The sequence below is a fragment of the Paenibacillus cisolokensis genome, from assembly GCF_050481165.1.
GTDB lineage: Bacteria > Bacillota > Bacilli > Paenibacillales > Paenibacillaceae > Paenibacillus_AH > Paenibacillus_AH cisolokensis.
This window is the reverse complement of sequence record NZ_JBCNFP010000077.1, coordinates 46030-69327: the sequence shown is the minus strand read 5'-3', so window position 1 is coordinate 69327 and position 23298 is coordinate 46030. Positions and strand designations below refer to the sequence as shown.

Sequence of the window (23298 nt, the reverse complement as noted above, 5' to 3'; positions counted from 1 at the left end):
TATATCCCCGATCGAATCAATTGTAAATAATTTGATATATCTAATATAAAGAATTTTTTTTGCGATTTCGAACGCCATCGCAGCCGCCCCGGACAGAGCGGAAGAAGGTAAAAGAAGGACGTGTTTCGCCCGCAACTGAAAAGAGCTTTCCGCACGCCGGAGCGTTCGGAAAGCTCTATTATCATCTTGCATGTTCAGGCGCGGACATGGCGTACGGCTGTCGACTGGCGTTCGATCATCGTGACCGGAATTTTGATCATCTGATGCCCGGTATTCCGATTCTCGATAATGTCGACGATCAGTTCGGCCGCCTTTCGGCTCAAGTGGTAATAATTTTGCGCCACCGTCGTCAGCGGGACTTCCACATGGCCGGAAATTTCATGGTTGTCAAACCCGATGATCGACAGCTCGCTAGGCACGCCGATGCCGGATTCGAGCGCATTTTTGAGCAGATCGGCCGCGAGCAGATCGTGCTCCGCCTGGATCGCGGTCGCTCGCTTCGCCAGCAGCGAGGCCAGCATCGATTGGTAAAACTCGCGCGCATTGCTGTCGTTTACGTCGCGGTAGAAATCGGTGTATACGAGCTCCGGATCAATGGCGATCCGGTGATCCTTCATCGCCTGGCAATAACCGAGGTAGCGGTCCCGGACCGAGCTTCGGTATTCGATGCTGATGCTGGAAACGAAGGCAATCCGTTCATGGCCGAGCTCGATCAGCCTGCTTGCCGTCATATACCCGCCGCTGTAGTTGTCGGATACGACGCTGCTGACGTTAAGCTTGTCGAAATATTGATCTACCGTGACAAGCGGGTAGCCGTTGCTGCTGAGCGCATTGACCGTCTCCACGTTGCTGATCGTGCTGAGCGGATATAGAATAATGCCGTTGATGCCGCTTCTCGGGAGCCGGACAAGCAATTCCTTTTCCTTCTCCTTGCTCCAATTGCTGTTATGAATGCTCAAATAATATCCTTTGGAGTCCAGATAATCGGCAGCGCCTTTAATATATTCGAGCTCGCTCGTCGCCATATACGGCAAAATCATCGAAATGATCGGACCGGCGCTCCGGATTTCGTCCTGCCGCACCGGTTCCGGCTCTTCCCGCGGCTTGACGTAACTGCCGCTACCGCGCTTGCGGTAGATCATTCCGTCCCGCTCCAGCTCGATAAGCGCCCGCTTCGAGGTGATCCGGCTGACGCCATACTGCTCGGCCAGCTCCACTTCCGTCGGCAGCTGCGCTTCCGGCGCATAGTATCCGGTTTCGATTTTCTCCTTCAAATCGTCCAGAATCACTTGGTATAAAGGTCTCTTGTCGGGCACGTCGAGTCACTTCTCTCCATTCTACATCGAATATTTCGGATCGTAGACATTTCATTGCATATGTTATTCTCGCTGTTCTTACGGCGTAGTTGGTATAACTATTTTAAATTAAATATACCAAATTTTCAAATGAGAAATAAAAAACATCACCATGCGATCTGCAAAGCGGTCAGCGCAAGGCCGATCACAAAGCCGCACAGCGCGCCGTTGACGCGAATCCATTGCAAATCTTTGCCAACCTTCCGCTCCAGCATCGCCACGAGCGTCTTGTCGTCCATCCGGTCCACATTTTCTTTGACCAGCCGGCCGATCCGGTAATGATTTTGCTCGACGAGCCTCGTCGCATAATCACGCAGATTGCTCTCCCACGCCTCGATCATGGCGGGGTCGCGGTCGATGAAGCGGCGCAGCGCCCGGTAAGCGCGGAAAACGGCTTTCCCTCCGTTCCGCTTCTCCGCCTCCGTCCAGCCGATGAGCCATTCTTTCGCTTCGTTCAAGCGACCGACTGCGAACCGCTCGAAATTCTCGCCTGCAACGGCGTTTTCCGCCCACGCTTTCCAGCGGGCATGCAGTTCCTCGTTGTCGGCCAAAGCGTGCATTCGCTCGCGGATTTCCATCACGATCGAATGGCGGTAGACATTGTCGTCTTTGCCCAGATCCTCCAGCGCGGTCACGATCATATGCTGAAGCAAGCCGCCGAGCTTGTCTTCGTTCATGAATCCGGCGAACGCTTGAACCGCAAAACCGAGAAAACCGCCTACCTGCGCTTCATTCAGCTTGTCCAGCGCCAGCCGACCAAGCAAATATTGCGTTCCCGGCTTCCGCACCCAATTTTGCGCTTCGTTCAGCAGGTAATCGAACGCCCGTTCGTCGTACCGTCCGTCGATGACCGCGTCCGCAGCGCGGGCGAGAGGCTCCCGCAGCTCCGCCTGGCGGACGAAGGAAGCGAGAATCGGCCGAATGTGCGGGACAAGCCGTTCCGGCTCGGTCCGGGCGATCAGTTTTTGCGTGTAATCGAGGAGCGCGATCCGTACGTGACGGCGGGCGAGCAGTCTCGTTGCACCCGTCGCCGCGAGCCGCAGCAGCTGCAGCTTCTTCAGCTTGGCGCTGATGCTCTCCTTGTTCAGCAGCTCGTTCTCCATCGCCGATACGAGCGCATTGACGATTTTGTCCCGATTCCGCAGCAGCAGCGAGGTATGGGGAATCGGAATGCCCATCGGATGGCGGAACAGCGCCGTTACGGCAAACCAATCGGCAAAGCCCCCGACCAGCCCGGCTTCGAACCCCCCTTTGGCCAGTTCCGTCCATATGCTGTCCGGCAGCGCCAACGTCGCCGCAAATCCGGCGCCCATAACGGCCAGTGAAATTCCCGCGATATTTTTCGTGTTCATATGCAGCCTCCGCTCAGATGTAAGGTCGTAGGGTCGAATGACTACGAATGGCCGGATTATGCAAACATTATGCCAAACCTGCGCTCCCCGAGCGCCGTTATTTTATCGGAAAACAAGAACAGTTATCCGGCAAAGCCGTCCCAATCGGAATCCGGCCTTTCGGTTTCAGTTCGATCGTAACATATTCTTTGGGAAAAAACACCATACCGGGGGTTGGGGACGCTGCCGGCCGACGGCTCCGCCAAGTTGTTCGACGGTTGCCATACTGCTACAATAGAAGCGTCGCCGTATCATTTTGGATGCGTTTGGCAACGCCGAAGACGCGTTTCCTTATCATAACCTTTCTCTCTGACATTGTTCCTGCGAGGTGACGAGTTTTGAACATTTTGAAAGCGAAGGACCGGCAAGAGCTGGAAAAGAAGCTTCCTACCATGCCCTGGTATGTCGAGAAGTTTATCGGCTACAAGCTGCCCGATCTGTCGCCTTCTTCTTTGCTCGAGTACGTGCGGGATTTCGAAACGTTTTTTTCCTATTTGCTGGCCGAAGGGCTTGCGGAAGGGCCCACGATACGCGACATCAAGCTGGAGGAGCTCGAAAGGCTGCATATGGACAATATCGACGGCTTCCGGATGTTTCTGTCGACACGGCAGCAGCAGACGAACAGCCGCGTCACGATTACGCGCAAGCTGTCTTCGCTCCGCTCGCTCTTCCATTACTTGAGCCAGATCGCCGAGGACGAACAATTCTACCCGCTGCTGAAGCGCAACGTCATGGCCAAAATTTCGATCAAGCGCACCCATAAGCCGAAGGATACGGCGGCCAAGCTGGAAGGCAAGCTGCTGCAGGAAGAGGAAATTGCCGAGTTTCTCGAATACGTCAAGCACGGCTACGGCGCCGACGTCGCAAGCAACAAGCAGGCTTTGTACGCCTACGAGCTGAACCGGACGCGCGACGCCTGCATCGTCAGCCTCATCCTTCATTCCGGACTGCGCGTTTCCGAGGTCGTCAATCTGGATGTCGACGACATCGATTTGAAGAAAAAGCTTACTTATGTATACCGAAAAGGGAAAAACGACGATACCTTCAAGACGCCGGTTTATTTTCGCCAGGAAGCGGTCGCCGATCTGCAGGCGTATTTGGCGATGCGCGAAACCCGCTACAAAGCGCCGAAGCGCGAGAAGGCGCTGTTTCTCGCCATCGCCAACGGGAAGTCCGAAGGCTCCCGGATGACGAAGCGCGCCATTCAGGAAATGGTGATCAAATACGCCAAACGGTTCGGCAAGCCGTACCTGTCCGTTCACAAGCTGCGCCATTCGTTCGCGACGGACTACTATTTGCGCAACGATATTTACAAAACGCAGGAGCAGCTCGGCCACGCTTCGCCCGAAACGACGCAAATCTACGCCCATCTGACCGACCGGACGATGGCCGAAGCGATCGATCGCGTCCGCGATGCGTAGAGGTTGCGCGCTGTTACGCGCGACCTCTGCCGAATCTCCGCCAGCCGCCCCGCCCCTTCGTCTATGTTATCCCGACCTTATTCCGCCTAAACCCGCAGCCGGCAATTGCGATCGCGTACGAAACGGCGCCGATGGCGGTCGCCCGAATCCTCGTAATCCAACCGAACATGTCCATGCGGCCCTGCATCGCAGCTCCCCGGTAGCGGTCAAACCGTCGGGGGGCCGATAGCCTACCTGCAGGGCGCTATACGTCGCGTCGCCCCGATCGCGCGTCCGATAGCGCACCTGCTGGGCACTATGCGCTCGCGTCGTCCCGATCGCGCGTCCGATAGCGCACCTGCTGGACCTTTCCCGCTTGCATTATCGGAACAATGCTGCAAAAGTGCAGCTTTTCGGGCGTAAAATAACCAAAATGCAAAAATTTCTGCGATAATACAGTTTTTTTGATCCGTTCATGCCAGACAAGCGAAAATCACCAAAAAATACTGTATTTTTGCAGTATTTTGTTCCATATTTACCTATTCAAGCCAAAATTCCTGTATTTTTGCATCTTTTTTTCGCCAAAGTAATCTACCGGGAAAAGGGAGGCACTTGAAGGTGGGGAGCGCAACGGACCGGAGACGAATAGAGATGACGGTACACGCAACGAACCGGAGACGATTAGAGATGACGGTACACGCAACGGACCGGAGGCGATTAGACAGATGACGGTGCGGGCAACGGACGGACGACGATTTGACGGAAGGCGCGGACGGTTTAAGTAAGTTTTTATACTCTCTTTAATCTTTTAAAAAAAGACCGGGAAGCCTACCCAAAGGCTTACCGGTCTTCTCTAAAGCAGCGCTTCCGGATGGTTACAGATCGCGTGAAACTTCCCAGTCCTCGCTCGAAATACCTTCCTCTACCGCGAATTCGAAATCCTCGATATCGTATACCTGAACCGGCACTTCGGCCTCGATCAGCTTATCCTGAAACTCAAATTGATCCGACAGCAGCGGCGTCTGCAGCTTCATCGCCGTCAGCAGCAGTTCGGTCTCGACCGGGTCGAAATATTCGCCGTACTGCGCATTGTCGATCGCGTGAACGACCGTAAACTGCACAAGCTCGTTCAGCAGCAGCGGCGAGCTTTCGCGCCACGGCACCTGAAGCGCCTTTTCGATTTTTTTGCGGTTGAGCGGCTCCTCGAAAAAGCCGATCAGCTCTCCGATCTTCTCCCTGACATGCTTGTCGTCCTGCGGGTCGTCCATGATCGGATCGGCCCCATCTTTCATGTCGTAAAGCTCCATGATCGTCGAATAAGGGATCACATACTCGATCGGACGGCTCGGCACCAGCAACTGCCCGTATGTCGCAACCATGACCGCTTCGATTACAAAACGCCGTCGCATCGTTCGCCTTCCTCCTCAAAAACCAGTTCCACATTATTATACATCATTCCGCTGCCTGTACAAGAGAGCCATTCGACGATTTGCCTGACGGCGATTTGCAGGTTACAATGGGAATCGACTTCACCTATATCGCGGGCCGAGGAGCCCGCGCCTTCATTCGGGAAGGAGAGACGACCTATGCGCGAAGAAACGGCAATTATTATCGGCGCCGGCCCTTGCGGTCTGGCCGCAGCCTTGGAGCTGCAGGATATCGGGAAAGATCCGCTTATTATCGAGAAGCGGAACGTCGTGCATTCCATCTCCCAGTATCCGACTTATATGCATTTTTTCAGTACGCCGGAGCTGCTGGAAATCGGCGGCATTCCGTTCACGACGCCGCATGAGAAGCCGACCCGTCTGGAAGCGCTGAATTATTATCGCAACGTGGCGCTCCGCCGGAACGTGCGGATCAACGCATACGAAACCGTCAAGCGCGTGACGCCGCTCGGCGGCGACGGCTTCGAGCTGGAAAGCTTCGACCGTTTCGGCGAACGGAAGCTCTACCGGGCCCGCTATGTCATTGTCGCGACCGGCTACTTCGATCATCCGAATTATCTCGGCATCCCGGGCGAAGATATGGAGAAAGTATCGCATTTTTTCCGGGAGGCCCATCCGTATACCGGCATGAAAGTGGCGATCATCGGAGGCAGCAATTCCGCGATCGACGCCGCGCTCGAGCTGGAGCGGGTCGGAGCGAAGGTTACCGTCATTTATCGGGGCGAGGGATATTCGCCGGGCATTAAGCCCTGGGTCCGCCCCGTGTTCGAAAGTCTCGTCGCCAAAGGGCGAATCGACATGCGTTTTCGCTCCCGGGTCGTCAGCATCGGACCGCGCGAGGTGACCGTAACAAGTCCGGACGGCGAGGAGCGGCTGCCGAACGATTTTGTGCTGGCGCTCACCGGTTTCCATCCCGACCGCGATTTTCTGTCCGCCATCGGCGTCAGAATCGAGCCGGAAGGCTACCCGTACTTCGACGAGGAGACGATGGAGACGAATGTGCCGGGCGTATATTTGGCCGGGGTCGTGGCGTCGCGTCACGATGCCAACGAAATCTTCATCGAGACGGGCCGTTTCCACGGGCGCAAAATCGCCGCCAGCCTGCTCGCCAAGGAGCGGGCGTAAGCAGCCGGACCGTCAGCTATTCGCGCCCCTGCGAAAATGCTGTCAGCTCCGGCTGCCGGCGGCTCGCGGATCGCGGATCGCGGACCGCGCTACAGCTTCTTGATCCGCCCTTTGAACCGGCCGATAAACCGGTTGTTCGCCTCATCGCCTCCGGTCGCATTGCCGCTCATCCAGATCGGCGGGTGAACGCCTTCCTCGGCCAGCAGCCGGACCGTCTCCGCGACGAGCGACTGCAGCAAGTACGTGTTGGCGAAGGTCGACATGGCCGCCACCCGCTGCTCGACGCCTTCGATTTCGATAACGGCATCGCCGACCTCGATTTTGCTGTCCAGCACGACATCGACCAGATCGCACAAATTGCGCTTGGACGGATGGCGCGCCGGATGGTTCTCCGGCGTGGCCCGCGCATGGCGCACGGACGTCACCCCGATCGTTTTCACGCCGCGGGCCCGCGCCTCCAGAGCCGCATCGATGAGCGCCGCATTGATGCCGTATGCGTTGATCAGGATGAGCAGATCGCCTTCCTTCAATCCGTAATCGTCGATGACGATGGCGCCGTAGCCGGGCGTCCGTTCGATCGCCATCGAGCGCAGCGCCCCGCCGCTCAGCAGCGTACCTTCGTCAAGAATGGCGCTGATATGCATCAAGCCGCCCGCGCGAAAAAAGATTTCCTGCGCCCCCAGGTTCGAATGCCCTCCGGGACCGTAAGCATAGACGATCCGGTCCTCCTTGATCTGATCGGCCACCATGCGCGCCGCGCGCGCCACCGCTTCCCGTTCTTCCCGATGAAGCAGCTCCAGATGCTCCACAATTTTCGCCAAATATTGCGTCATGACGGGAACCGAACGATGATCCATCATTTTCCCTCCCCGGTTACGGAATCGTAAACTTTCACTCCGCTTTTGTACGTTTCCACAATGCGAACCCGCTGTCCGTCCCAGCGGAACCGGACAAGATCGGCCGGAGCGCCGGGCACAAGTCCGCGTGCCGACGGAAGCCCCATCCGCTCCGACGGATGCACCGACGCCATCTCCCAGGCTGCCGCCAGGGACGCCAGACCTTTGCGGGCAATATTCGCAATTCCCCGCGGCAGCAGCTGCGCTGAGCCTGCGAGCAGCCGCGGTTCGCCGGCCATATAAAGCTTGCCTTCCGGCGTCAGCACCACTTGCCCCCCGATATGGCTGTTGTACATCCCGGGCGGCATTCCGCTGAAGCTGACGGCGTCGCTGACGAGGATCGCCCGCTCGCCCTTCACCCTTAACGCCACCTTGAGAAAAGCGTCCGGCAGATGAAACCCGTCCGCGATCAGGCAGCTTGCCAAGCCGTCTTCCGCCAGCTGATCCCATATATAGTTGGGATGACGGGGAAGCAGCCGATGCGCGCCGTTGCCCAGATGGGTCGACATCGTCGCACCGGCCCGAACGGCCGCCTTCACCTGCTCCGATGTCGCCGCCGTGTGGCCGATGGACACGCGCACGCCATGGGCGACGCAGCGCTCGATAAACGCCGGCGCTTCCGGCCATTCCGGCGACAGCGTCACGATGCGGATGCGCCCGCCCGCGCTTTCCTGCCATCGCTGAAACAGCTCCCAATCCGGTGCCTTGACATACGCTTTGCTGTGAGCGCCGCGCGCGCCGTCCTCCGGCGAGATGAATGGTCCTTCCAGATGAATGCCGGCAATCGCCGCCCGGCATGCCGGATCGGTGTCGCAGGCGGCCGCGATTGTCCGCATCCCTTCCGCAATCGCTTCGTCGCTGTTCGTAATGACGGTCGGATAATATGCCGTCACCCCTTCCCGGAACAGCGCTTCGGTTATCCGCTGCGCCGTCCCGTCGGCCATCGGAATCGTATTGAAATCGAAACCTGCGCAGCCGTTTATCTGCAGATCGACAAGCCCGGGACCGATCCACGGCAATTCGCGGCCGTCCGCCCCGGCCGGCGCGTCCGTCAGCGGCCGTACGCTGACGATCGTCCCGTTCTCGATGCAGACGGCAACGGGCTCGCCGGTCCGGTAATGCCTGCCGCTCACCTCCGCCGTGCCCACTGCCGCACCCGCTCCCTCGATGGCCGCCATACCTGCTGCCGCGTTCATCGCAGCGCCTCCTCGCCGAACGCGTCCCGGTCGGTATAGAGCGTGCAAGCCGGATGCGTCCGCAAAATCGTCGACGGGCACGCCTCGGACACCGGTCCGTATAACGTCTCCCGCACCGCCTTCGTTTTCGTCGGACCCGGCACGATGCAGAACAGCCGCCGGCCGGACATGAGCGCCGGCACCGTCAGCGTCAGCGCATGGGTCGGCACGTCGGCCAACGACGCAAAGCAGCCGTCGTTCACCTGCTGCTGCCGGCAGATGTCGTCGAGCTCGACCGGCTTGATCGTCTCGGTATCGTGAAAATCGGCGACAGGCGGATCGTTAAACGCGATATGGCCGTTCTCCCCGATTCCCATGCAGACGATGTCGATCGGCTCCCGGCGGATCAGCTCGCCGTAACGCCGGCATTCGGCGCCGATATCGCCCGAGCTGTCGATCAGATGGACGCCTCCCGGCCGTACGGCATCGAACAGCCTTTCTTGCAGAAACCGCCCGAAACGCTGCGGCGCATCGCTCGGCAGCCCGATATATTCGTCCATATGAAAGACGTCCACTCTGGACCAATCGATGCCGTCTAAACCGCGCAGCGTTTCCAGAAATTCATTCTGCGAAGGCGCAGCGGCAAAAATCATCCGGATGCGCGGCCGCTTCTCCAACAGCTCCCTCATATGGCGTGCGACATCAAGAGCGGCTGCCGTGCCCATTTGCTTCCGGTCGCGATAGACGCGCACCTGCAGCCGGTCCGCTTGCTTCTCCAGCACCGGCTTCACTATTCCCGTCAATGTTCTCATCCCTTCCTTAATGTTTCGTTCGATTCCGGCGGCGTACGGCGAAGGCAATCCGAAACAGAGCGACGAATCGGCGGCTTCGTACCCGCCCTCCGCCAACTGACGGTCGGTGGGCACATAACCGGTCATGCCGTTCGTGTAGCCGACCGGCAGAACCCCTTCTTCAAGCTCTCGCTTCGCAAACAGCCCGTACTCCACCACCATCTCCGCGTCGGCCGCCAGCAGCGTCAATCCGTCCGCCAGCCGCAGCGCGCCAAGACGCAGCGGCACCGAATCCGGCAGCCGCCCCGTATTTTCAAGCTCGCCGAGCAATCGCGCCGCCCATTCCCCGACGATGCCGTCCTCTCCGCACTTCGCTTGAAGCTCCGCTCGAGCGGGAACGCGCCGAAGCGGCAGCGGAACGATCAGCTCCTCCCACCGGAGTTCGGATGCGGCGAGCGGTTCCATCGGACGCTCCAGCACGCGCAGCACCGCTTCGGCAAGTCGGATGCCGAGCCGTTCCGCATCGTCCGCTGATCCGCGGCAGAACGCCCCATCGCGAATCAGCGCCGGGCGCACGTCGCCGCAGTAGCCTTGCAAATACGCAGCGACCGCGCCCTCTCCGAGCGCGTTCTCCACCGCCTCCATGGCGACGCCGGGGAACTCCGGGAAGACGATGTTGTCCCCGGTCGTCGTCGGGTGGCATGCCGCATGCGCGAACAAGCCTTTGACGCGGCCGGCATCGTTGCGGAACCGGATAACCGTCAGTTCATGATCGGCAGGCCCGTCGGGATTCGGGGCCATGACGATGACGCCGTCCTTCCATAGCCGCCGATGTATGCCGAGCTCGCAACGGTCCCGGCCGCGTTCGACCGAGACCGGCTCCATCCGCTCCAACGCTTCCCCGATGCCGGCCAGCAGCTTCGCTTCCAGCTCGGCCCAATACTCCCTGTCCGGCTCCCCCAGCACCTTCAGGAACAGGCCGCTCGTTTGCGGTCCGCAATGATTGTGAGTCGCATGCAGCAGAACGGCATCGAAAGCGGATGGCCATGCTGCATCGATAGCCGCCTTCAGCCTGTCCGCATAGTCCGAGCCCCACCAGATCAGATCGGCCGATACGACGAGCGCCTGATATTTCCCTTGACGAAAGCAAAAGATGTTCATCCCGAGCGGCCGGACGATTCTTTCGAAGACGCCGCTGCGATGGGCGAAGCCGGCCAGCGCGACCGGATGCGACGGCGTAATATCCGCTTTGGCCGTCCCGAGTTCCAAACGACCGGTCATGACGATGCCGCCTCCCGCAAGCGTCGCCCGTCGCCGTCCAGCAGCTCGATGATCAGCAGCACGTCGCGCATAATATGAAACGGGTCCTTCACCGGCAAAGCGACGATTTTGTCAAGCGGCCGCCCCTGTCTGTCGCGAATCTGGACCCATTCCCCGATTGTCCGGTCCGGATTCGGGAACGTCCGGAACACATAGCGGTGCGTTTTGTCGTAAAGCGCCGCAAAATCCGGATCGCCGAGCAGCCGGGACGAAAGCAGCGTAACGTACAGCGCCTCGGAATGCGGCCACCACAGCTTCGTATCCCACGTATCCAGCACCAGCGTCTCGTAAGGGTCGTTCGCCAGCCTCCCCGCCGGCCGCCCCCCGTCCCGGTCGACGAAGCGCAGCAGTCCGCCGTAATCGGCATCCCAGCCGAGTTCGAACGCCCTCTTCACGGCCCGGCCGGCGGGAGCGAGGAGCTCCTCCCGTCCCAGCCGCACGGCCGCGTGCATGACGAACCACATGCATTCCAGCGTATGCCCGGGGTTGACATGCCGGCAAAGCACCGTATCCGGCGGCGCTGCGCCCGATGCGGGAACGATTTCGGCTATCCGGCCGTCCGGCTGCAGAAACCGGTTCATAATGTCGTCCATGAAACGCCGGCATCGATCGGCCAGTTCGAGGCAGCGCGCATGGCCGAACGCCTCCGCGCATTCCAGCAGCTCCTGCGTCACGTTGAGCAGAATCATCGGAATGGCGTGCGCCCTGTAGCCTGGCGCGATCGGATACGGCTCGCTGCGGAAGCTGCCTTCCTCCACCCGCTCCACGATCCGGTCGTACAGCCGCAGCGCGGCTTCGACATAGGAGCTGTCGCCGGATACGCGGGCATAGGCGGCAAACCCGAGCACGACAAAGCAGTCGGCATATACGCTCGTGTCGAACCCTTTACCCGGTTCGCTCTCCTTCATCCGGCCGTCTTCGGTCAGCAGAAACGCGCAATTTCCGTTGTCCATTATCGCATTCCGTCTCAGAAAATCCGCAGCTTTGCCCGCTTCCTCCGCATACCGTCCGCTTGGCAATACCAGCAATCCGCGCGCCGACATCCCGGCAAGCTTCGACCACAGCCATACGAACCGCCCCTGCGACCACGTATATTTATCCCGCGAAAACAGCCGTCCGCCATCGTTGGAATAACAGGTGAAAATGCCGCCGTGCTCGCGGTCAACCGCTTTCTCCCAAAACGGCAGCAGCGATTCCGTCAAATGCTCCTTGTAAAAAGCCGTCAATGCAGAGCCGTTCAGCCGATTATCCATTCGAATTCATCCCGTGCCCGGCACCGGTCCCGGTATTCGCCAAAGCGCTGTCCGCTTTGAGCATTTCCATCAGCTGCTCGACCTCCGGCCGGACCGGGCGGCCGCGCTTCGCCAATCCGATGCCGATAAAAAGAATGGCCGATACGAGCACCGGAGACGCAACCAGCAGCGCGGTGCCGGTTACGAACACGTATTTGACCAGCACGAACGTAACGATGCCGCCGACCCACGACACGATGGCGGCCGTCGAGTCGCTATGCTTGAACGCGGGCATCAGGCCGAGCAGCATCGGGATCGAGATCGGGCCGACGAGCGCGCCGAACCAGGTGATCAGCAGGCTAAGCACGCCGCCGAACGAATTCGCGTTCAGCGCGATGAGGAGCGTCAGTCCGACGAAAACGATCATTACGATACGGGCGAACCGGAGCGACGCTTTTCTGCTGAGCGAGCGGTACTTCTTGGATATGACCGGCATAATATCCCGGGTAATGACCGCCGTTATGGCGTTGGCATCGGATGTCGTCATCGCCATCGTATGGGCGAACATCGAAGCCAGCACGAGACCGATCAGGCCGGCCGGCAGCAAATCCATCGTCATAAGCGAATAGGATTGGGTCGGATCCGCCAAATTTTCGTAAAAGAGCGGCGCGGCCCACATCGGGAAAAACAGGATGAGAGGCCAGAACAGATACAGCAGGCCGGAGAAGATGGCAGCCTTGCGGGCATCGGCGCCGGTCGGAGCCGCGATATAACGTTGCGCCAGATTCCACGTGCCGCCGTTATAGCTGAGGAAATTGATGACAACATAAGCGAGAACGAAGCCGATCGTATAGTCGCCGACGAACGGCTTGCTGTGATCCGGCGGGAGCTGCTCCCAGATGCCGGTAACCGAGCCGAGACCGCCGAGCTTGCCCGCCACGATGACGAACATGGCGATGCCGGCGACGAGCTGGACGACGAATTGGGCGAAATCGGTCCAGGCATCGGCCCACAATCCGCCGATCGCCGCGTAGAACAGCGAGATGGCTCCGGAGACGACAATGCCGACCGCGATCGGCACATCCGCGAACACGTTCAAAATGACGGCGATAGCGGCCCATTTCGCGCCGACGTCGAACAGCTTCAGCAGCACGCCGCTCCAGGCCATCAGCTGCTGCGTCGGCACATTGTAGCGGGTGGACAAATATTCCATCGGCGATTCGATGTTCAGCTTCTGGCGCAGACGCGACCAGCGCGGGGCGATCAGCAGCGCGCCGACGAAGACGGCGATGGCGACAGGAACCGCCCACCAGACGTACAGCGTAAAGCCGTGCGTGTACGCGACGCCCGCATATGCGACGAACACGGCGGCGCTGTACCCCGACATATGGTGGGATATGCCCGACAGCCACCACGGCATCCTCCCGCCTGCAGCAAAAAAGTCTTTCGTGCCTTTAATTTGCTTGAACGACCACGTACCGATAAAGACCATCAGCAAAAAGAACAAGGCCAGCACGATCCAGTCCAACGCTTCCATACTCGGCACCTCCTATTTTGTCCTAGTCAAGGACTAATTGGTTATAACGTATCACCTGAAAGCGGTTACGTCAAGAGGTGCCGCAAAGAAAGGCACTCCACTTTTTCCGTTCCCGCCCGAACCGGATTTCCTTCGTGTAAAAAAATAACGGCTATTCCCGCTCAAAGTCGAGGATAATAGCCGCTCCCGCACCGATAGCGGGCAAAAGTTCGTTATGAATAAAATGGAGCTTGACCGTTTCGCCGGGGATAGAGAGCGCCCTGGCGGCGAGCGTATCGGCGACCGCCTGCCGGAACGAGTCCGAACGGTGCAGCGGACTGTTGATGACGATATGCTCCGGGTTGAACAGATTGACGACCTGGGTCATCGCGGCGCCGACATATTCGCCCGCCGCGCGCAACGTCTCCCGGACGGCCGCGCTGCCTTCATGCCGGTCGATGACAAGCGGAAACGGCAGATCCTCGCCGGCGCCATCCGCAGCGAGCAGCAGCCGTTCCTTCAGAACTGGCAGCCGCACGAGCGCTTCCAGACATCCGCGCTGCCCGCAGCTGCAGACCGGTCCGTCCGGGTCCACGCAGATGTGGCCGATTTCCCCGGCCGTCCAGCTTGCGCCGTGATAGATCTGACCGTGGATCAGCAGCGCGCCCCCGACGCCTTCGTCGATCGAAACGTAGAAAGCCGAGCCCGCTTCGCCGGCGGGCATTTCAAAGGCGGGCGCCAAAGCCGACGCCTTCACCTTGTTCATGACGCGGACCGGAACGTTCAGCTTGCTGCCCAGCGTCTCCCTGATCCGCACGTTCCGCCACCCGAGGTTGGTCGCGAACCGCAGCAGCCCTTGCTCCGGATCGACGAGACCGGGCACCGCAACGCCGACGCCCAGCGCTTCCGGATGAAGCGCAAGCAGCCTGGCGCACAAGCGGCCGATCGCTTCCAGCGCTTGCACCGGCTCGCGAAAATCCATCGCAAGCGTTCCTTTCTCAAGGACGGAGGAGACGTAATCGGTCACTACATACTGACATTGCCGGCTTCCGACGAGCAAGCCGATCGTCTTGTAGCTTTCGGGCACGAGGCGGAGCCGGATTCGCGGCCGTCCCACTCCCCCGTTTTCGTCGATGCCGACCTCCTGAACGATCCCTTCCTTCAAAAATTTATCGACAATAAGCGATATCGTATTTTTGCTCAGCCCAAGCTCCTTGGCGATTTCCTGCCGGGAGCTCGTGCCGCGTATCCGCAGCAGCGAAAGCGTCCGTTTCTCGTTCTGCTGTCTTAGTATTGCCGTTCCTTTGCTCATCTTCTTCCTTCCCCACCCGATCGTACAGCTTCTTCCATTGTAACCGATTCCGCCGCATAAAGCGAACGTTTGCTTTTTTCGGCTGGAAGCGGCCGTTCCTTCCTCCGCCCCGTCTCTGGTTATCCGGAGCCCGTGTCCGAAACGAGCGTGACAATCTTTTGCAGCCGGATATGTTCGTTCCGGGCGAGCCCCGACCGAAAATAAGCGAATAAATAGGCCGCTTCCGCGAAGGTCAGGCCGGGATAGACGACGATCTGCTGACGGGTGAACGGATTGTCGATCAGCACCTGCCATTCCCCTTCCCGTTCCCGGACCGGTATGCGGCTGTACACGGTGCTTTTATACGCAATAATCGACTGGTATTCGTCCCAGATCCGTTCCCAGGAAGGGCTTACGGTTCCCGGCTCGGGCAGCGCGATTCGCGCCAGGTCAAGCAGCGCTTCCGCTTCCGGCGTCTCGTCGTCGGTATATTGCTTCAAATAATCGCGAAACTCCTCCAGAAAACGGCGCACGGCGCTGAAGCCGCAGCGGGCGAGCCGTTCGCCGAAGCCGGCCGCCTCCCCCACCGAGCCGATCGTCCGGAACCGGTCGAATACGCCTGCATCGGGACGCGGTATGGATTCCATTCGAATGCGCTCCTCCTTGCACATTGTGCTTGGCGCCGCATTGCGGCATGACGGGTTGATATGCGTTATTCCGATATGTAAACTTATGGCCGTTCGAACGATACTTGAATGGAGCCGTCGCGCTCGAGAACGACCGTACGCGCATCGTTATTGTTCAGCTTGACATTCATCAGCTTGACGCGGCTTTCGGTGACTTCGACGGTTTCCCACGAAGAGATGTCGTCGTATCCGCATTCGCTTAACCGCGTTTCCGATTCCCGCTCGGCGTCTTCGCCGGTTTCCCACCACAGTACGCCATAGTACGGCAAATCGTATACGTTGCGCTGCCACGCCGCGACGATAACGCCGCTCTCCCGATGACGGCAAACGAAGGGCATGCTCTCCCCTCCTCGCACAAAACAGACGCAATCTCGCCTTGCGGGATTGCGTCTGCCCGGTTGCTTGTTCCGGTACGGAACGATCCGGCTACAAATACGGGTTGTCGTGCTTCGCCTTCAGCCGGCTCCAGCGCCGCTCCACTTCGTCCTCGAACGCCCGCAGCGCTTCGGCGTACTCGGGACGCGTCATATGCTTGGTCTTGCCCATATTTTTCAGCCAGTCCGCCAGCGGAATGCGTTTCCCTTTCTCCTCCGGATTGTACGTAATCGTCGTCACGCCATGCTCCACCTCGTACAGCGGAAAGAAGCACGAATTGACCGCATCGTCGATGAGCGTCTGCCCGATCTTCTCCTCCGACAGCCAGTTGAGCGGACAGGTGATTAATATTTTACCGTACACGAGCCCTTCGTTCTGCGCGTAATATTGCGCCTTCGCCGCCTTGCGCAGCAAGTCCTGGGGCGCCGATTCCGAGCCGGTGAACACGTACGGAATATTGGTTGCCGCCATAATTTGCGCCGTATCCTTGTGGTGAAACAGCTTGCCGCCCTGATGCTTGCCGACGTTGGACGTCGACGTCCGGTGGCCGAGCGGCGTCGAATACGACAGCTGTGCGCCCGTATTCATATAGCCTTCGTTATCGTATTCGAGAATGATCATCTTATGATTGCGCAGCGCGCTGCCGATCGCCGGACCCATCCCGATGTCCATGCCGCCGTCGCCGGTAATCATCACGAACGTGAAGTCGTCCTTCAGCCCAAGGTCGTCCAGCTCGCCGCGCCGCTTGCGCTCCCAGAACATCTCCACGACGCCGGACAGCGTTGCCGCCCCGTTCTGGAACAGATTGTGAATATAGGTCGCCTTGTGGGACGAGTACGGAAAACCGGTCGTGACGACCATTGCGCAGCCGGTCTGATAAAGCGTGACGATGTCGCCTTCGATGCCTTTGAAGAACAGCTCGAGTCCGGAGAAGATGCCGCAGCCCGGGCAAGCGCCGTGGCCCGGTGCAAGCCGCTTCGGCTTCTTCGTCAGCTGGCGGACCGGGGGAACGCGCACTTTCAGCTTGCCGGTCGTCTCGTCCTTGTCGACCGTGACGAGTCCGGTCTTCAAATCTTCGTAGCGCAGCGGTTCCAGCACCCGCTTCGGCGCCAGCGCCGGGTCGCCCGGCGTATGGCCGTAGTAGTCGAACGGCTTGTCGACCTTGCCGGTTTCCGCGGCCTCGATCGCCAGCCGGAAGAAATGATGCCCGTCCTCGGCGTAGAAGTCTTTGCCGCCCAATCCGTATACACGGCTGATGACGAGCGTGTCCTTCACGCCGTGCGAGAACAGCGCCGCCTTCACCTCATTCGTCATATTGCCGCCGTGCCCGCCGTACGAATCGGCCCGGTCGCCGACGGTGACGGCTTTGACGCCGCGCAGCGCCTCGGCGATTTCCTTCTGCGGGAACGGGCGTATCATGTTGGGCGCGATCGATCCGGCTTTGATTCCCTGCTTGCGCAGCTGGTCGACGACATCTTTTATAATTTCCGACGCGGAATTCATCAGGAAGACGGCCACTTCCGCATCCTCCATCCGGTACAGATCGAGCAGCGGATAGTCGCGGCCGGTCAGTACGGCATATTCCTTGCGGATGCGGTCGTACACGTCCGCCGCCCTGTACATCGCCATCGACTGCTGATAGCAGTTGTTGATATAGTCCGGCTCGTTCATGTACGGCCCGACCGTAATCGGGTTGTTCCGGTCGAGCACATGCGCGAATCCTTCCGGCGGGCGCTCGCCGACGAAAGCCAGCACGTCCGCACGGTCCGCGAACATCTGCACGCGCCGCTTCTGATGGGAGGTGAAATAGCCGTCCGACGCCACCAGCACCGGCAGCCGCACCTCCGGGTCCTCAGCCAGCTTGAGCGCCATGATGTTCATGTCGTATACGGCCTGAGGATCGCGGCACATCAGAATCGGCCAGCCCGTATTGAGCGCAAAATACAGGTCCGAATGATCGCCATGAATGTCGAGCGGCCCGGACACGGAGCGGCAGACGAGGTTCATGACCATCGGAAACCGCGTACCGGACTGCACCGGCATTTGCTCCAGCATGTACAGGTAGCCGTTCGAGCTGGTCGCGTTGAATACGCGGCCGCCTGCGACCGACGCGCCGTAGCATATTCCCGCCGAGCCGTGCTCGCCGTCGGCGGGAATCAGCTTGATGTCATGCTGGCCGTTCGCTTTCATCAAATCGAGAAACTGCGCCACTTCCGTCGACGGCGAAATCGGAAAATAGCCCATGATGTGATAGTTGATCTGATGCGCCGCGTACGCCGCCATTTCGTTGCCGGATTCGTACACCATCCGCTGCGGGACGGTGCCCCGGCTCGCTTCCTTGTCGATCTCGATGGCCATTGCATAATCACCCCGATTCATGAACTCGCATCAGTTTGCCATTGGGAAACGATGCGGCACCCGATTCGCTTCGCCGTAGCCATCCGTTTCGCGTTCCGACATGAGCGCCTCGGTCGGACAGGCGACGACGCATTTCAGACAGCCTTTGCAGTATTGATAATCGATGCCTTGCAGAAACATCTGAAGCCTTCCTCTCTTGTCCGGCCGTTCCTCCCAGACGAAGCAGAAATCCGGGCAGGCCGTATCGCATGCCGCGCAATGAATGCACTTCTCCTCATCGAAATGCGGCATCATGCCTTGGCGGGAAATACTCAAGTCTTTCAGCACGCTGTTGCCCGGATTGACGATCATGCCGCCGAGCGGCTGCGTCTCGTAGCCGAGCACCGGGATGTCCCAGCGGGTCGGCAACGGCATCTCGGCGCCTTCCGGAAGCGCGAACGTCCGAAAGCGGACTTCGTCATACCCCCGCTGGAACGTGCGCAGCGCCGGCTCGACCGCCTGCGGATATTTCTTCTCCAGCGACTTCCGGATAATTCCTTTCATATGCTCGAAATCGAGAAAGTCGCACAGCCGGAACAAGCCGCCGAGCATCCCCATGTTGACCCTGTTATGCTCCTCCAGGGCAATGCCGGTTGCGTCGACGACCGCAATCGTGCCGCCCTGCAGCTTCAGCTTTTCCTTCAATTGCTCAGGCGTTTTCGCGGAGTTGACAAGGACGACGCTGTCCTCGTAGATGCCGCTGATCACATTGACGGTTTTGGACAGATTCTCGTGAAAGATGCCGACAATATGCGGACGCTCTACCGGCGTCGTATCGCGGATGTTCGTCCCTATATCGCAAAACCGGATGTGCGCCTTGACCGGCGACCCTTTCTTCTCCGAGCCGTAGGATGAAAAGCTGACGCCGTTGAAACCGCTTCCAACTACGCCTGCTTCCGCAAGCATCTTCCCTGCCAGATTGGCTCCGAGCCCGCCAATCGATTCCAGCCGGATTTCAAAGAAGCCGAGATCGTTCCGTTTCGGAAGAACCGCCACCTTCTCCCTCTCCCTTCCCGATTTCCATTATCGAATTTTTCATAATTGTCATAATTTTTACAATTTTGAGTATACCAGTTTCCAAGCCATTCGCATAGTGTTATCCATAATGATATATGCGTCCTGTACCGGTTTTGTACCCCTTTCTTTCCCGCCGCGTCTTCAGGGCAAAAAAACGGCGGCTTCCGCATGGCGAAAGCGCCGTTTGCACGATCGCGGGCAGACCGGCCGTATGCGTGCGTATGCGTGGCCGGATGCGCCGGGCTACCGGTTGCGCAGCCCCCTCTGCACGTTCTGCAGATCTTTCCAGCGAATCAGAATGATGCCTTCCTCACGGATCGTCTCCTGCACTTCGGGATCGCGGAACAGATCCATCTCCATTCCCCGCTTGTCCGGCTGGCCGTGGAAGGCGCGCAGCTCGTCGGTAACCGGCGAAGGATGAATGATAATTTCCGATACGCCCGGCCGCAAGCTCCGCAGCAGCGCCTGCATGTCGGATTTCAGCGAGGAATACGTCTCGCCTTCCGCCATTCCGAACGGCAAACCGAGCAAATAATCGAGCACAAGCACGCCTTTCGCATTCGCTTCGTCGGCCCGCTTGCGCGCCAAATCCGCCATCTCCGGCGGCGCTACCTGGCCGTTCTCCTGCAGCAAATACCGGGGCAGCCGGAACGGCAGCCCGTATTGGGCGCACACGTCGAATACGATATCGAGAAAATCGCGTCCGGTCGCCAGTCCGTACAAGCTGCCCATATGGTTGTCCGCATGGGACGGCTTCATGCCGAGACGAAGCGCCATCTCGATTTGGGCGACCAGCTCCTCGCGCACCTGCTCGGGGTCAGCCTGCGTTTCGAACGTTTTCGTATCTTTCGGGAAGTATCCTTCCTCCGTCACGAGCGTATCCGTCGGATGCGTCCGGCAGACGGGCCCCCATTTGTAGTGATCCCATTCGCTCGTCAGCGTCAGATGTACGCCGACGTCGAACTGCGGATGCCGGGCGCTCCACAGCGCCGCCTCGCGCGCCCAGCCGCACGGCATCATCAGCGTCGCCGACGAGACGACGCCGCCTTCCAGCAGCTTCTGGATACCGATGTTCGTCGTATGACATACGCCGAAATCATCCGCGTTAATGATCAGCAGTCTGTCCTGCTCCCCGTAGCCAAGCAATTTCGCCACATTCATGAGAACCCCACCTTTTACGGAAAATGAGCTGAGCTGCAGACGCCGAACCGGCCGCGGGTCCGCCCGCATGTCTGCGGCCGGCTTGGGCCCTGCAGTGCCGTTATTTCGATCGGAGCCGGCCGTTCCGCACCGCTCGGTCGGTTCGTCTGGCCGGCAGGCGGCGCCGGTTTCGGCAAGCGGTTTCATACAGCCGCCTTGTCGTCGAACATGCCGCAATTATAAGTCCGGATTCCCGGGAAGACAACGGAGAGATTAATCGTTCGCTATATTAATAATTAATAGGATAAAATATTAAGATCGTTCGCCTTCGTTCGACAGAACCGTCCATCACCGGCCGGTTCGCTGTCGAACGGCTCGCATTATGTAAATTTGTGCGTTTCCCCGGGAAATGACAGCCGGCCCGCCCATTCATTTCCCGGACATCCTGCGGCGGTAAGTGCGTTCCATACGGATGATTTCGTCGCGCGTGCGCCGGGAAGCGTTCTCCAAACCTTCCTTATGCCGCTTGCCGTAACGAAAGTCCATGATGATCACGACGAGCACGATGATGGCGGCGGCCGCTGCTGCCCAGACGCTGAACAAATAAACGGCGGCGGCCGCGGTCAGCAGCAGCCAGACGAAGGCGATCCAGCCGAGCGGCTTTCCCCAACCGCCCAGCCGCCACGGCGCGTCGGCCTCCAGCCGGCTCCATCTGTCCCTGCGCGTCAGCTTGAGGCCGATCGGAATGGCGTACGCGATATGAAGACATAACATCACGAACGCCAGCGTGAAAGAGACCGGCGACAGCCGCTGCAGCCAGACGGCCGTATCGAGCAGTACGGCGCAAGTGAGGCCGGCGGCGGTGACGAGCCAGATCGCCCGGACGGGCATATGGCTTTTGGCCGACACCTGGGCCCACAGGAAGCTTCTGGGGGCCGCCTGATCGCGGGCCAGCGCGAAGAGCGACCGCGATGCCGTACCGAGCACCGCAAATCCGCTGAACCATAGCGCAAGCGCGATGCCGGCCGCGACGACCGGTCCCGCCGCCTTCCACGGCGCCAGCGCCAACTGGAGGAACAGGCTGCCGCCGGCGGCATTGGCGCCGGCTCCCCAGGACAGCGCCATGAACGCGAGCAGCACGAATCCGATCACGGCGACATAGGCAGCCGACAAAAACATCCCCCAGGGAACGCGGATGCGCGGATCGACCGTTTCTTCGCCCGCATGGCCGGCCGCGTCCCCGCCGATGAAAGCCCGCATCAGCAGCAGCGTGCCGGCTGCGAATGCCCATAGGTCGCCTTCCGTTCCGAGCACCGGATTGTCGAATCGATACAACCAGTCCGCCGGATAGGCCCCCGGCCAGACGATCCAGACGAGTCCGGCTATAATCGCGACCGCAAGCAGCGCCTGCAGCCAGGCGCCCGCCGCGTGTACGGCGGCGAGCAGGCGGATGCCCGCATGATGCGCTGCCGCTTGCGTACCGAACAGCGCCAGCGTCCACGACCAGAACGTCAGCGCGCCGGGCGTATAGCCGAATCGCTGCGAGGCGTAAGCGTCCAGCAAACCGGCTGCCGTCACGTTCACGAGAACGAGCAGTGCCCCATATCCGGATAGATGGAGCCAGCCCGCATACCAGCCCCATCTCCGTCCGCCCAGTGCGGCAGCCCAGTGATAACAGCCGCCGGCCGTCGGCACCGCCGATGCGATCTCGGCCTGCGAAGCGCATACGGCCAGCGAGAACAGCGCGACGATCGGCCAGCCGTAGCCGATCACCGCCGGTCCGCCCAGCATGAGGGCCGGACCGAACAAAACCGCCGAGCTGCCGATCAAAGACATCACATTGAAGGATGCGCCGAACGACGACAGTCCCCCGAGGCCGCGGCGCAGCTGCTGGGCGAGACCGAACCGGTTCAGGTCATGTTTGTCCCTCATCCACCGGACATATTCGGTCTGATCGCCGAGCGTCAGATGCCGTGAAGCTCTCACCCGCCGTTCGGCCAGCGCGGCCAAAGCGATGGCTGTCGCGCAAACGGCGGCAAAAAGCAGCGCTCCTACGAGCACGAACCCCATTGATGCCCACCTCCCTCTTCTACCCTATGAAGAGGAAGCGAACCGCAGCACTGCTTGTTTTTTACAGCATGGCAGCCAATGGCCCGTCATCGTTAATGATCGGCTCCAGCTCGTAGACGGAGATCGGAAAATAGGGAAATCCGTAAACGTACGGCGCCAATTCATACAATTGAAAGTAAATGACCAGCGAACGGTCCGCTACATAAAAATCCTGGTCCGGACGTATCGACTGGAACGGCTGGAGCGTATCGATCTTCCGCTCTTTAATCTGCTCCGCCACGATTTCGGACAATACTTTGACATAGGGACTGCCGGGTTTGAACAATTCGTGAAGCGCATACGAGCGGCCGGTTGTCGTATCGAACGTCAGCGAGCGCTGCAGCGTCAGCCCGTGCGCCCCGCCGGTGTACGCATAATTGAAAAGCGAAATGCTCAGCACCTGGCTGTGGTTTGTCTTTGTCTCGAAATAGCCAATCATCTCGGCGCGCGGATCGTCCAGCGAGCCTTGATCGACGACGAGCTGGCGGACCGTGCCGCGAATGGCATCGTTAATGTCCGCTTCCGCTCTGCGGCTGTGCAAGCCGCGTACGACCGGAACCCACAGTTCCGTCTTCGGCAACACGACGCGATGCGACGAAATGATTGGAGGAGGGTGAAAAACCATAATGGAACACCT

The 23298-nt window shown here is 59.6% G+C and carries 18 protein-coding genes; 2 read left to right on the top strand and 16 right to left on the bottom strand.

All coding sequences use genetic code 11. From position 1 onward, the window contains the following. Positions 1-194: 194 nt before the first annotated feature. The gene (locus ABEV74_RS13705; RefSeq protein ID WP_430146713.1) at positions 195-1316 is read right to left on the bottom strand and encodes a GntR family transcriptional regulator; all 1122 of its coding nucleotides are present in this window, start codon (positions 1314-1316) and stop codon (positions 195-197) included. A gap of 146 nt (positions 1317-1462) precedes the next feature. Further along, a complete protein-coding gene (locus ABEV74_RS13700; protein ID WP_430146711.1) occupies positions 1463-2707 on the bottom strand; it encodes a DUF445 domain-containing protein in 1245 nt (414 codons plus the stop codon). 377 nt (positions 2708-3084) lie between these two features. Here ABEV74_RS13700 and xerS point away from each other — a divergent pair, with 377 nt between their 5' ends. After that, positions 3085-4167, top strand: coding sequence for a tyrosine recombinase XerS (xerS, locus tag ABEV74_RS13695; protein ID WP_430146709.1), 1083 nt, complete (start codon positions 3085-3087; stop codon positions 4165-4167). Positions 4168-5021: 854 nt separating this feature from the next. Here the strand turns inward: xerS and ABEV74_RS13690 are convergent. Continuing rightward, the gene (locus ABEV74_RS13690; protein ID WP_062492995.1) at positions 5022-5555 is read right to left on the bottom strand and encodes a hypothetical protein; all 534 of its coding nucleotides are present in this window, start codon (positions 5553-5555) and stop codon (positions 5022-5024) included. A 177-nt stretch (positions 5556-5732) separates the two neighbouring features. Between ABEV74_RS13690 and ABEV74_RS13685 the strand changes: the two genes are divergently transcribed. Then, complete coding sequence (locus ABEV74_RS13685) at positions 5733-6716, top strand: YpdA family putative bacillithiol disulfide reductase (protein ID WP_062492994.1); 984 nt, start codon at positions 5733-5735, stop codon at positions 6714-6716. An 89-nt stretch (positions 6717-6805) separates the two neighbouring features. Here the strand turns inward: ABEV74_RS13685 and ABEV74_RS13680 are convergent, their stop codons facing one another. The 13 genes from ABEV74_RS13680 to ABEV74_RS13620 all read right to left on the bottom strand — a co-directional run bounded on the left by ABEV74_RS13680 (position 6806) and on the right by ABEV74_RS13620 (position 23286). Then, on the bottom strand, positions 6806-7576 hold the full coding sequence (locus ABEV74_RS13680) for a sugar isomerase domain-containing protein (RefSeq protein ID WP_430146706.1): 771 nt from the start codon (positions 7574-7576) through the stop codon (positions 6806-6808). Then, positions 7573-8808 carry an N-acetylglucosamine-6-phosphate deacetylase gene (locus ABEV74_RS13675; RefSeq protein ID WP_430146704.1) on the bottom strand — a complete coding sequence of 412 codons (1236 nt, stop codon included), beginning with the start codon at positions 8806-8808 and terminating at the stop codon, positions 7573-7575. The genes ABEV74_RS13680 and ABEV74_RS13675 overlap by 4 nt, the downstream gene beginning before the upstream one ends. Continuing rightward, positions 8805-10859, bottom strand: a complete 2055-nt coding sequence (locus ABEV74_RS13670) for a glucosamine-6-phosphate deaminase (RefSeq protein WP_430146703.1) — start codon at positions 10857-10859, stop codon at positions 8805-8807. The genes ABEV74_RS13675 and ABEV74_RS13670 overlap by 4 nt, the downstream gene beginning before the upstream one ends. Then, positions 10856-12151, bottom strand: coding sequence for an AGE family epimerase/isomerase (locus ABEV74_RS13665; RefSeq protein ID WP_430146701.1), 1296 nt, complete (start codon positions 12149-12151; stop codon positions 10856-10858). The genes ABEV74_RS13670 and ABEV74_RS13665 overlap by 4 nt, the downstream gene beginning before the upstream one ends. Continuing rightward, positions 12144-13667: a sodium:solute symporter family protein gene (locus ABEV74_RS13660; protein ID WP_430146700.1), complete on the bottom strand. Its 1524-nt coding sequence runs from the start codon at positions 13665-13667 to the stop codon at positions 12144-12146. The genes ABEV74_RS13665 and ABEV74_RS13660 overlap by 8 nt, the downstream gene beginning before the upstream one ends. A 151-nt stretch (positions 13668-13818) precedes the next feature. Next, complete coding sequence (locus ABEV74_RS13655) at positions 13819-14958, bottom strand: ROK family protein (protein WP_430146699.1); 1140 nt, start codon at positions 14956-14958, stop codon at positions 13819-13821. A 119-nt stretch (positions 14959-15077) separates the two neighbouring features. After that, positions 15078-15584, bottom strand: a complete 507-nt coding sequence (locus tag ABEV74_RS13650) for a hypothetical protein (RefSeq protein ID WP_430146698.1) — start codon at positions 15582-15584, stop codon at positions 15078-15080. An 83-nt stretch (positions 15585-15667) separates the two neighbouring features. Then, positions 15668-15961: a hypothetical protein gene (locus ABEV74_RS13645; RefSeq protein WP_430146696.1), complete on the bottom strand. Its 294-nt coding sequence runs from the start codon at positions 15959-15961 to the stop codon at positions 15668-15670. A gap of 88 nt (positions 15962-16049) precedes the next feature. Then, positions 16050-18356 carry a thiamine pyrophosphate-dependent enzyme gene (locus ABEV74_RS13640; protein ID WP_430146694.1) on the bottom strand — a complete coding sequence of 769 codons (2307 nt, stop codon included), beginning with the start codon at positions 18354-18356 and terminating at the stop codon, positions 16050-16052. Positions 18357-18386: 30 nt separating this feature from the next. Next, positions 18387-19391 carry a 2-oxoacid:acceptor oxidoreductase family protein gene (locus ABEV74_RS13635; protein WP_062492986.1) on the bottom strand — a complete coding sequence of 335 codons (1005 nt, stop codon included), beginning with the start codon at positions 19389-19391 and terminating at the stop codon, positions 18387-18389. A gap of 264 nt (positions 19392-19655) precedes the next feature. Further along, positions 19656-20573: a polysaccharide deacetylase family protein gene (locus ABEV74_RS13630; RefSeq protein ID WP_430146692.1), complete on the bottom strand. Its 918-nt coding sequence runs from the start codon at positions 20571-20573 to the stop codon at positions 19656-19658. A 408-nt stretch (positions 20574-20981) separates the two neighbouring features. Next, positions 20982-22622 carry an APC family permease gene (locus ABEV74_RS13625; protein ID WP_430146691.1) on the bottom strand — a complete coding sequence of 547 codons (1641 nt, stop codon included), beginning with the start codon at positions 22620-22622 and terminating at the stop codon, positions 20982-20984. Positions 22623-22683: 61 nt separating this feature from the next. After that, positions 22684-23286, bottom strand: coding sequence for a DUF3298 and DUF4163 domain-containing protein (locus tag ABEV74_RS13620; RefSeq protein ID WP_213528309.1), 603 nt, complete (start codon positions 23284-23286; stop codon positions 22684-22686). Positions 23287-23298: the final 12 nt, after the last annotated feature.

Coding starts and splice junctions, on each gene's coding strand:
- ABEV74_RS13700 (WP_430146711.1), bottom strand. CDS start 2,707: ATGAACACGAAAAATATCGCGGGAATTTCACTGGCCGTTATGGGCGCC.
- ABEV74_RS13690 (WP_062492995.1), bottom strand. CDS start 5,555: ATGCGACGGCGTTTTGTAATCGAAGCGGTCATGGTTGCGACATACGGG.
- ABEV74_RS13685 (WP_062492994.1), top strand. CDS start 5,733: ATGCGCGAAGAAACGGCAATTATTATCGGCGCCGGCCCTTGCGGTCTG.
- ABEV74_RS13680 (WP_430146706.1), bottom strand. CDS start 7,576: ATGATGGATCATCGTTCGGTTCCCGTCATGACGCAATATTTGGCGAAA.
- ABEV74_RS13675 (WP_430146704.1), bottom strand. CDS start 8,808: ATGAACGCGGCAGCAGGTATGGCGGCCATCGAGGGAGCGGGTGCGGCA.
- ABEV74_RS13670 (WP_430146703.1), bottom strand. CDS start 10,859: ATGACCGGTCGTTTGGAACTCGGGACGGCCAAAGCGGATATTACGCCG.
- ABEV74_RS13665 (WP_430146701.1), bottom strand. CDS start 12,151: ATGGATAATCGGCTGAACGGCTCTGCATTGACGGCTTTTTACAAGGAG.
- ABEV74_RS13660 (WP_430146700.1), bottom strand. CDS start 13,667: ATGGAAGCGTTGGACTGGATCGTGCTGGCCTTGTTCTTTTTGCTGATG.
- ABEV74_RS13655 (WP_430146699.1), bottom strand. CDS start 14,958: ATGAGCAAAGGAACGGCAATACTAAGACAGCAGAACGAGAAACGGACG.
- ABEV74_RS13650 (WP_430146698.1), bottom strand. CDS start 15,584: ATGGAATCCATACCGCGTCCCGATGCAGGCGTATTCGACCGGTTCCGG.
- ABEV74_RS13645 (WP_430146696.1), bottom strand. CDS start 15,961: ATGCCCTTCGTTTGCCGTCATCGGGAGAGCGGCGTTATCGTCGCGGCG.
- ABEV74_RS13640 (WP_430146694.1), bottom strand. CDS start 18,356: ATGGCCATCGAGATCGACAAGGAAGCGAGCCGGGGCACCGTCCCGCAG.
- ABEV74_RS13630 (WP_430146692.1), bottom strand. CDS start 20,573: ATGAATGTGGCGAAATTGCTTGGCTACGGGGAGCAGGACAGACTGCTG.
- ABEV74_RS13625 (WP_430146691.1), bottom strand. CDS start 22,622: ATGGGGTTCGTGCTCGTAGGAGCGCTGCTTTTTGCCGCCGTTTGCGCG.
- ABEV74_RS13620 (WP_213528309.1), bottom strand. CDS start 23,286: ATGGTTTTTCACCCTCCTCCAATCATTTCGTCGCATCGCGTCGTGTTG.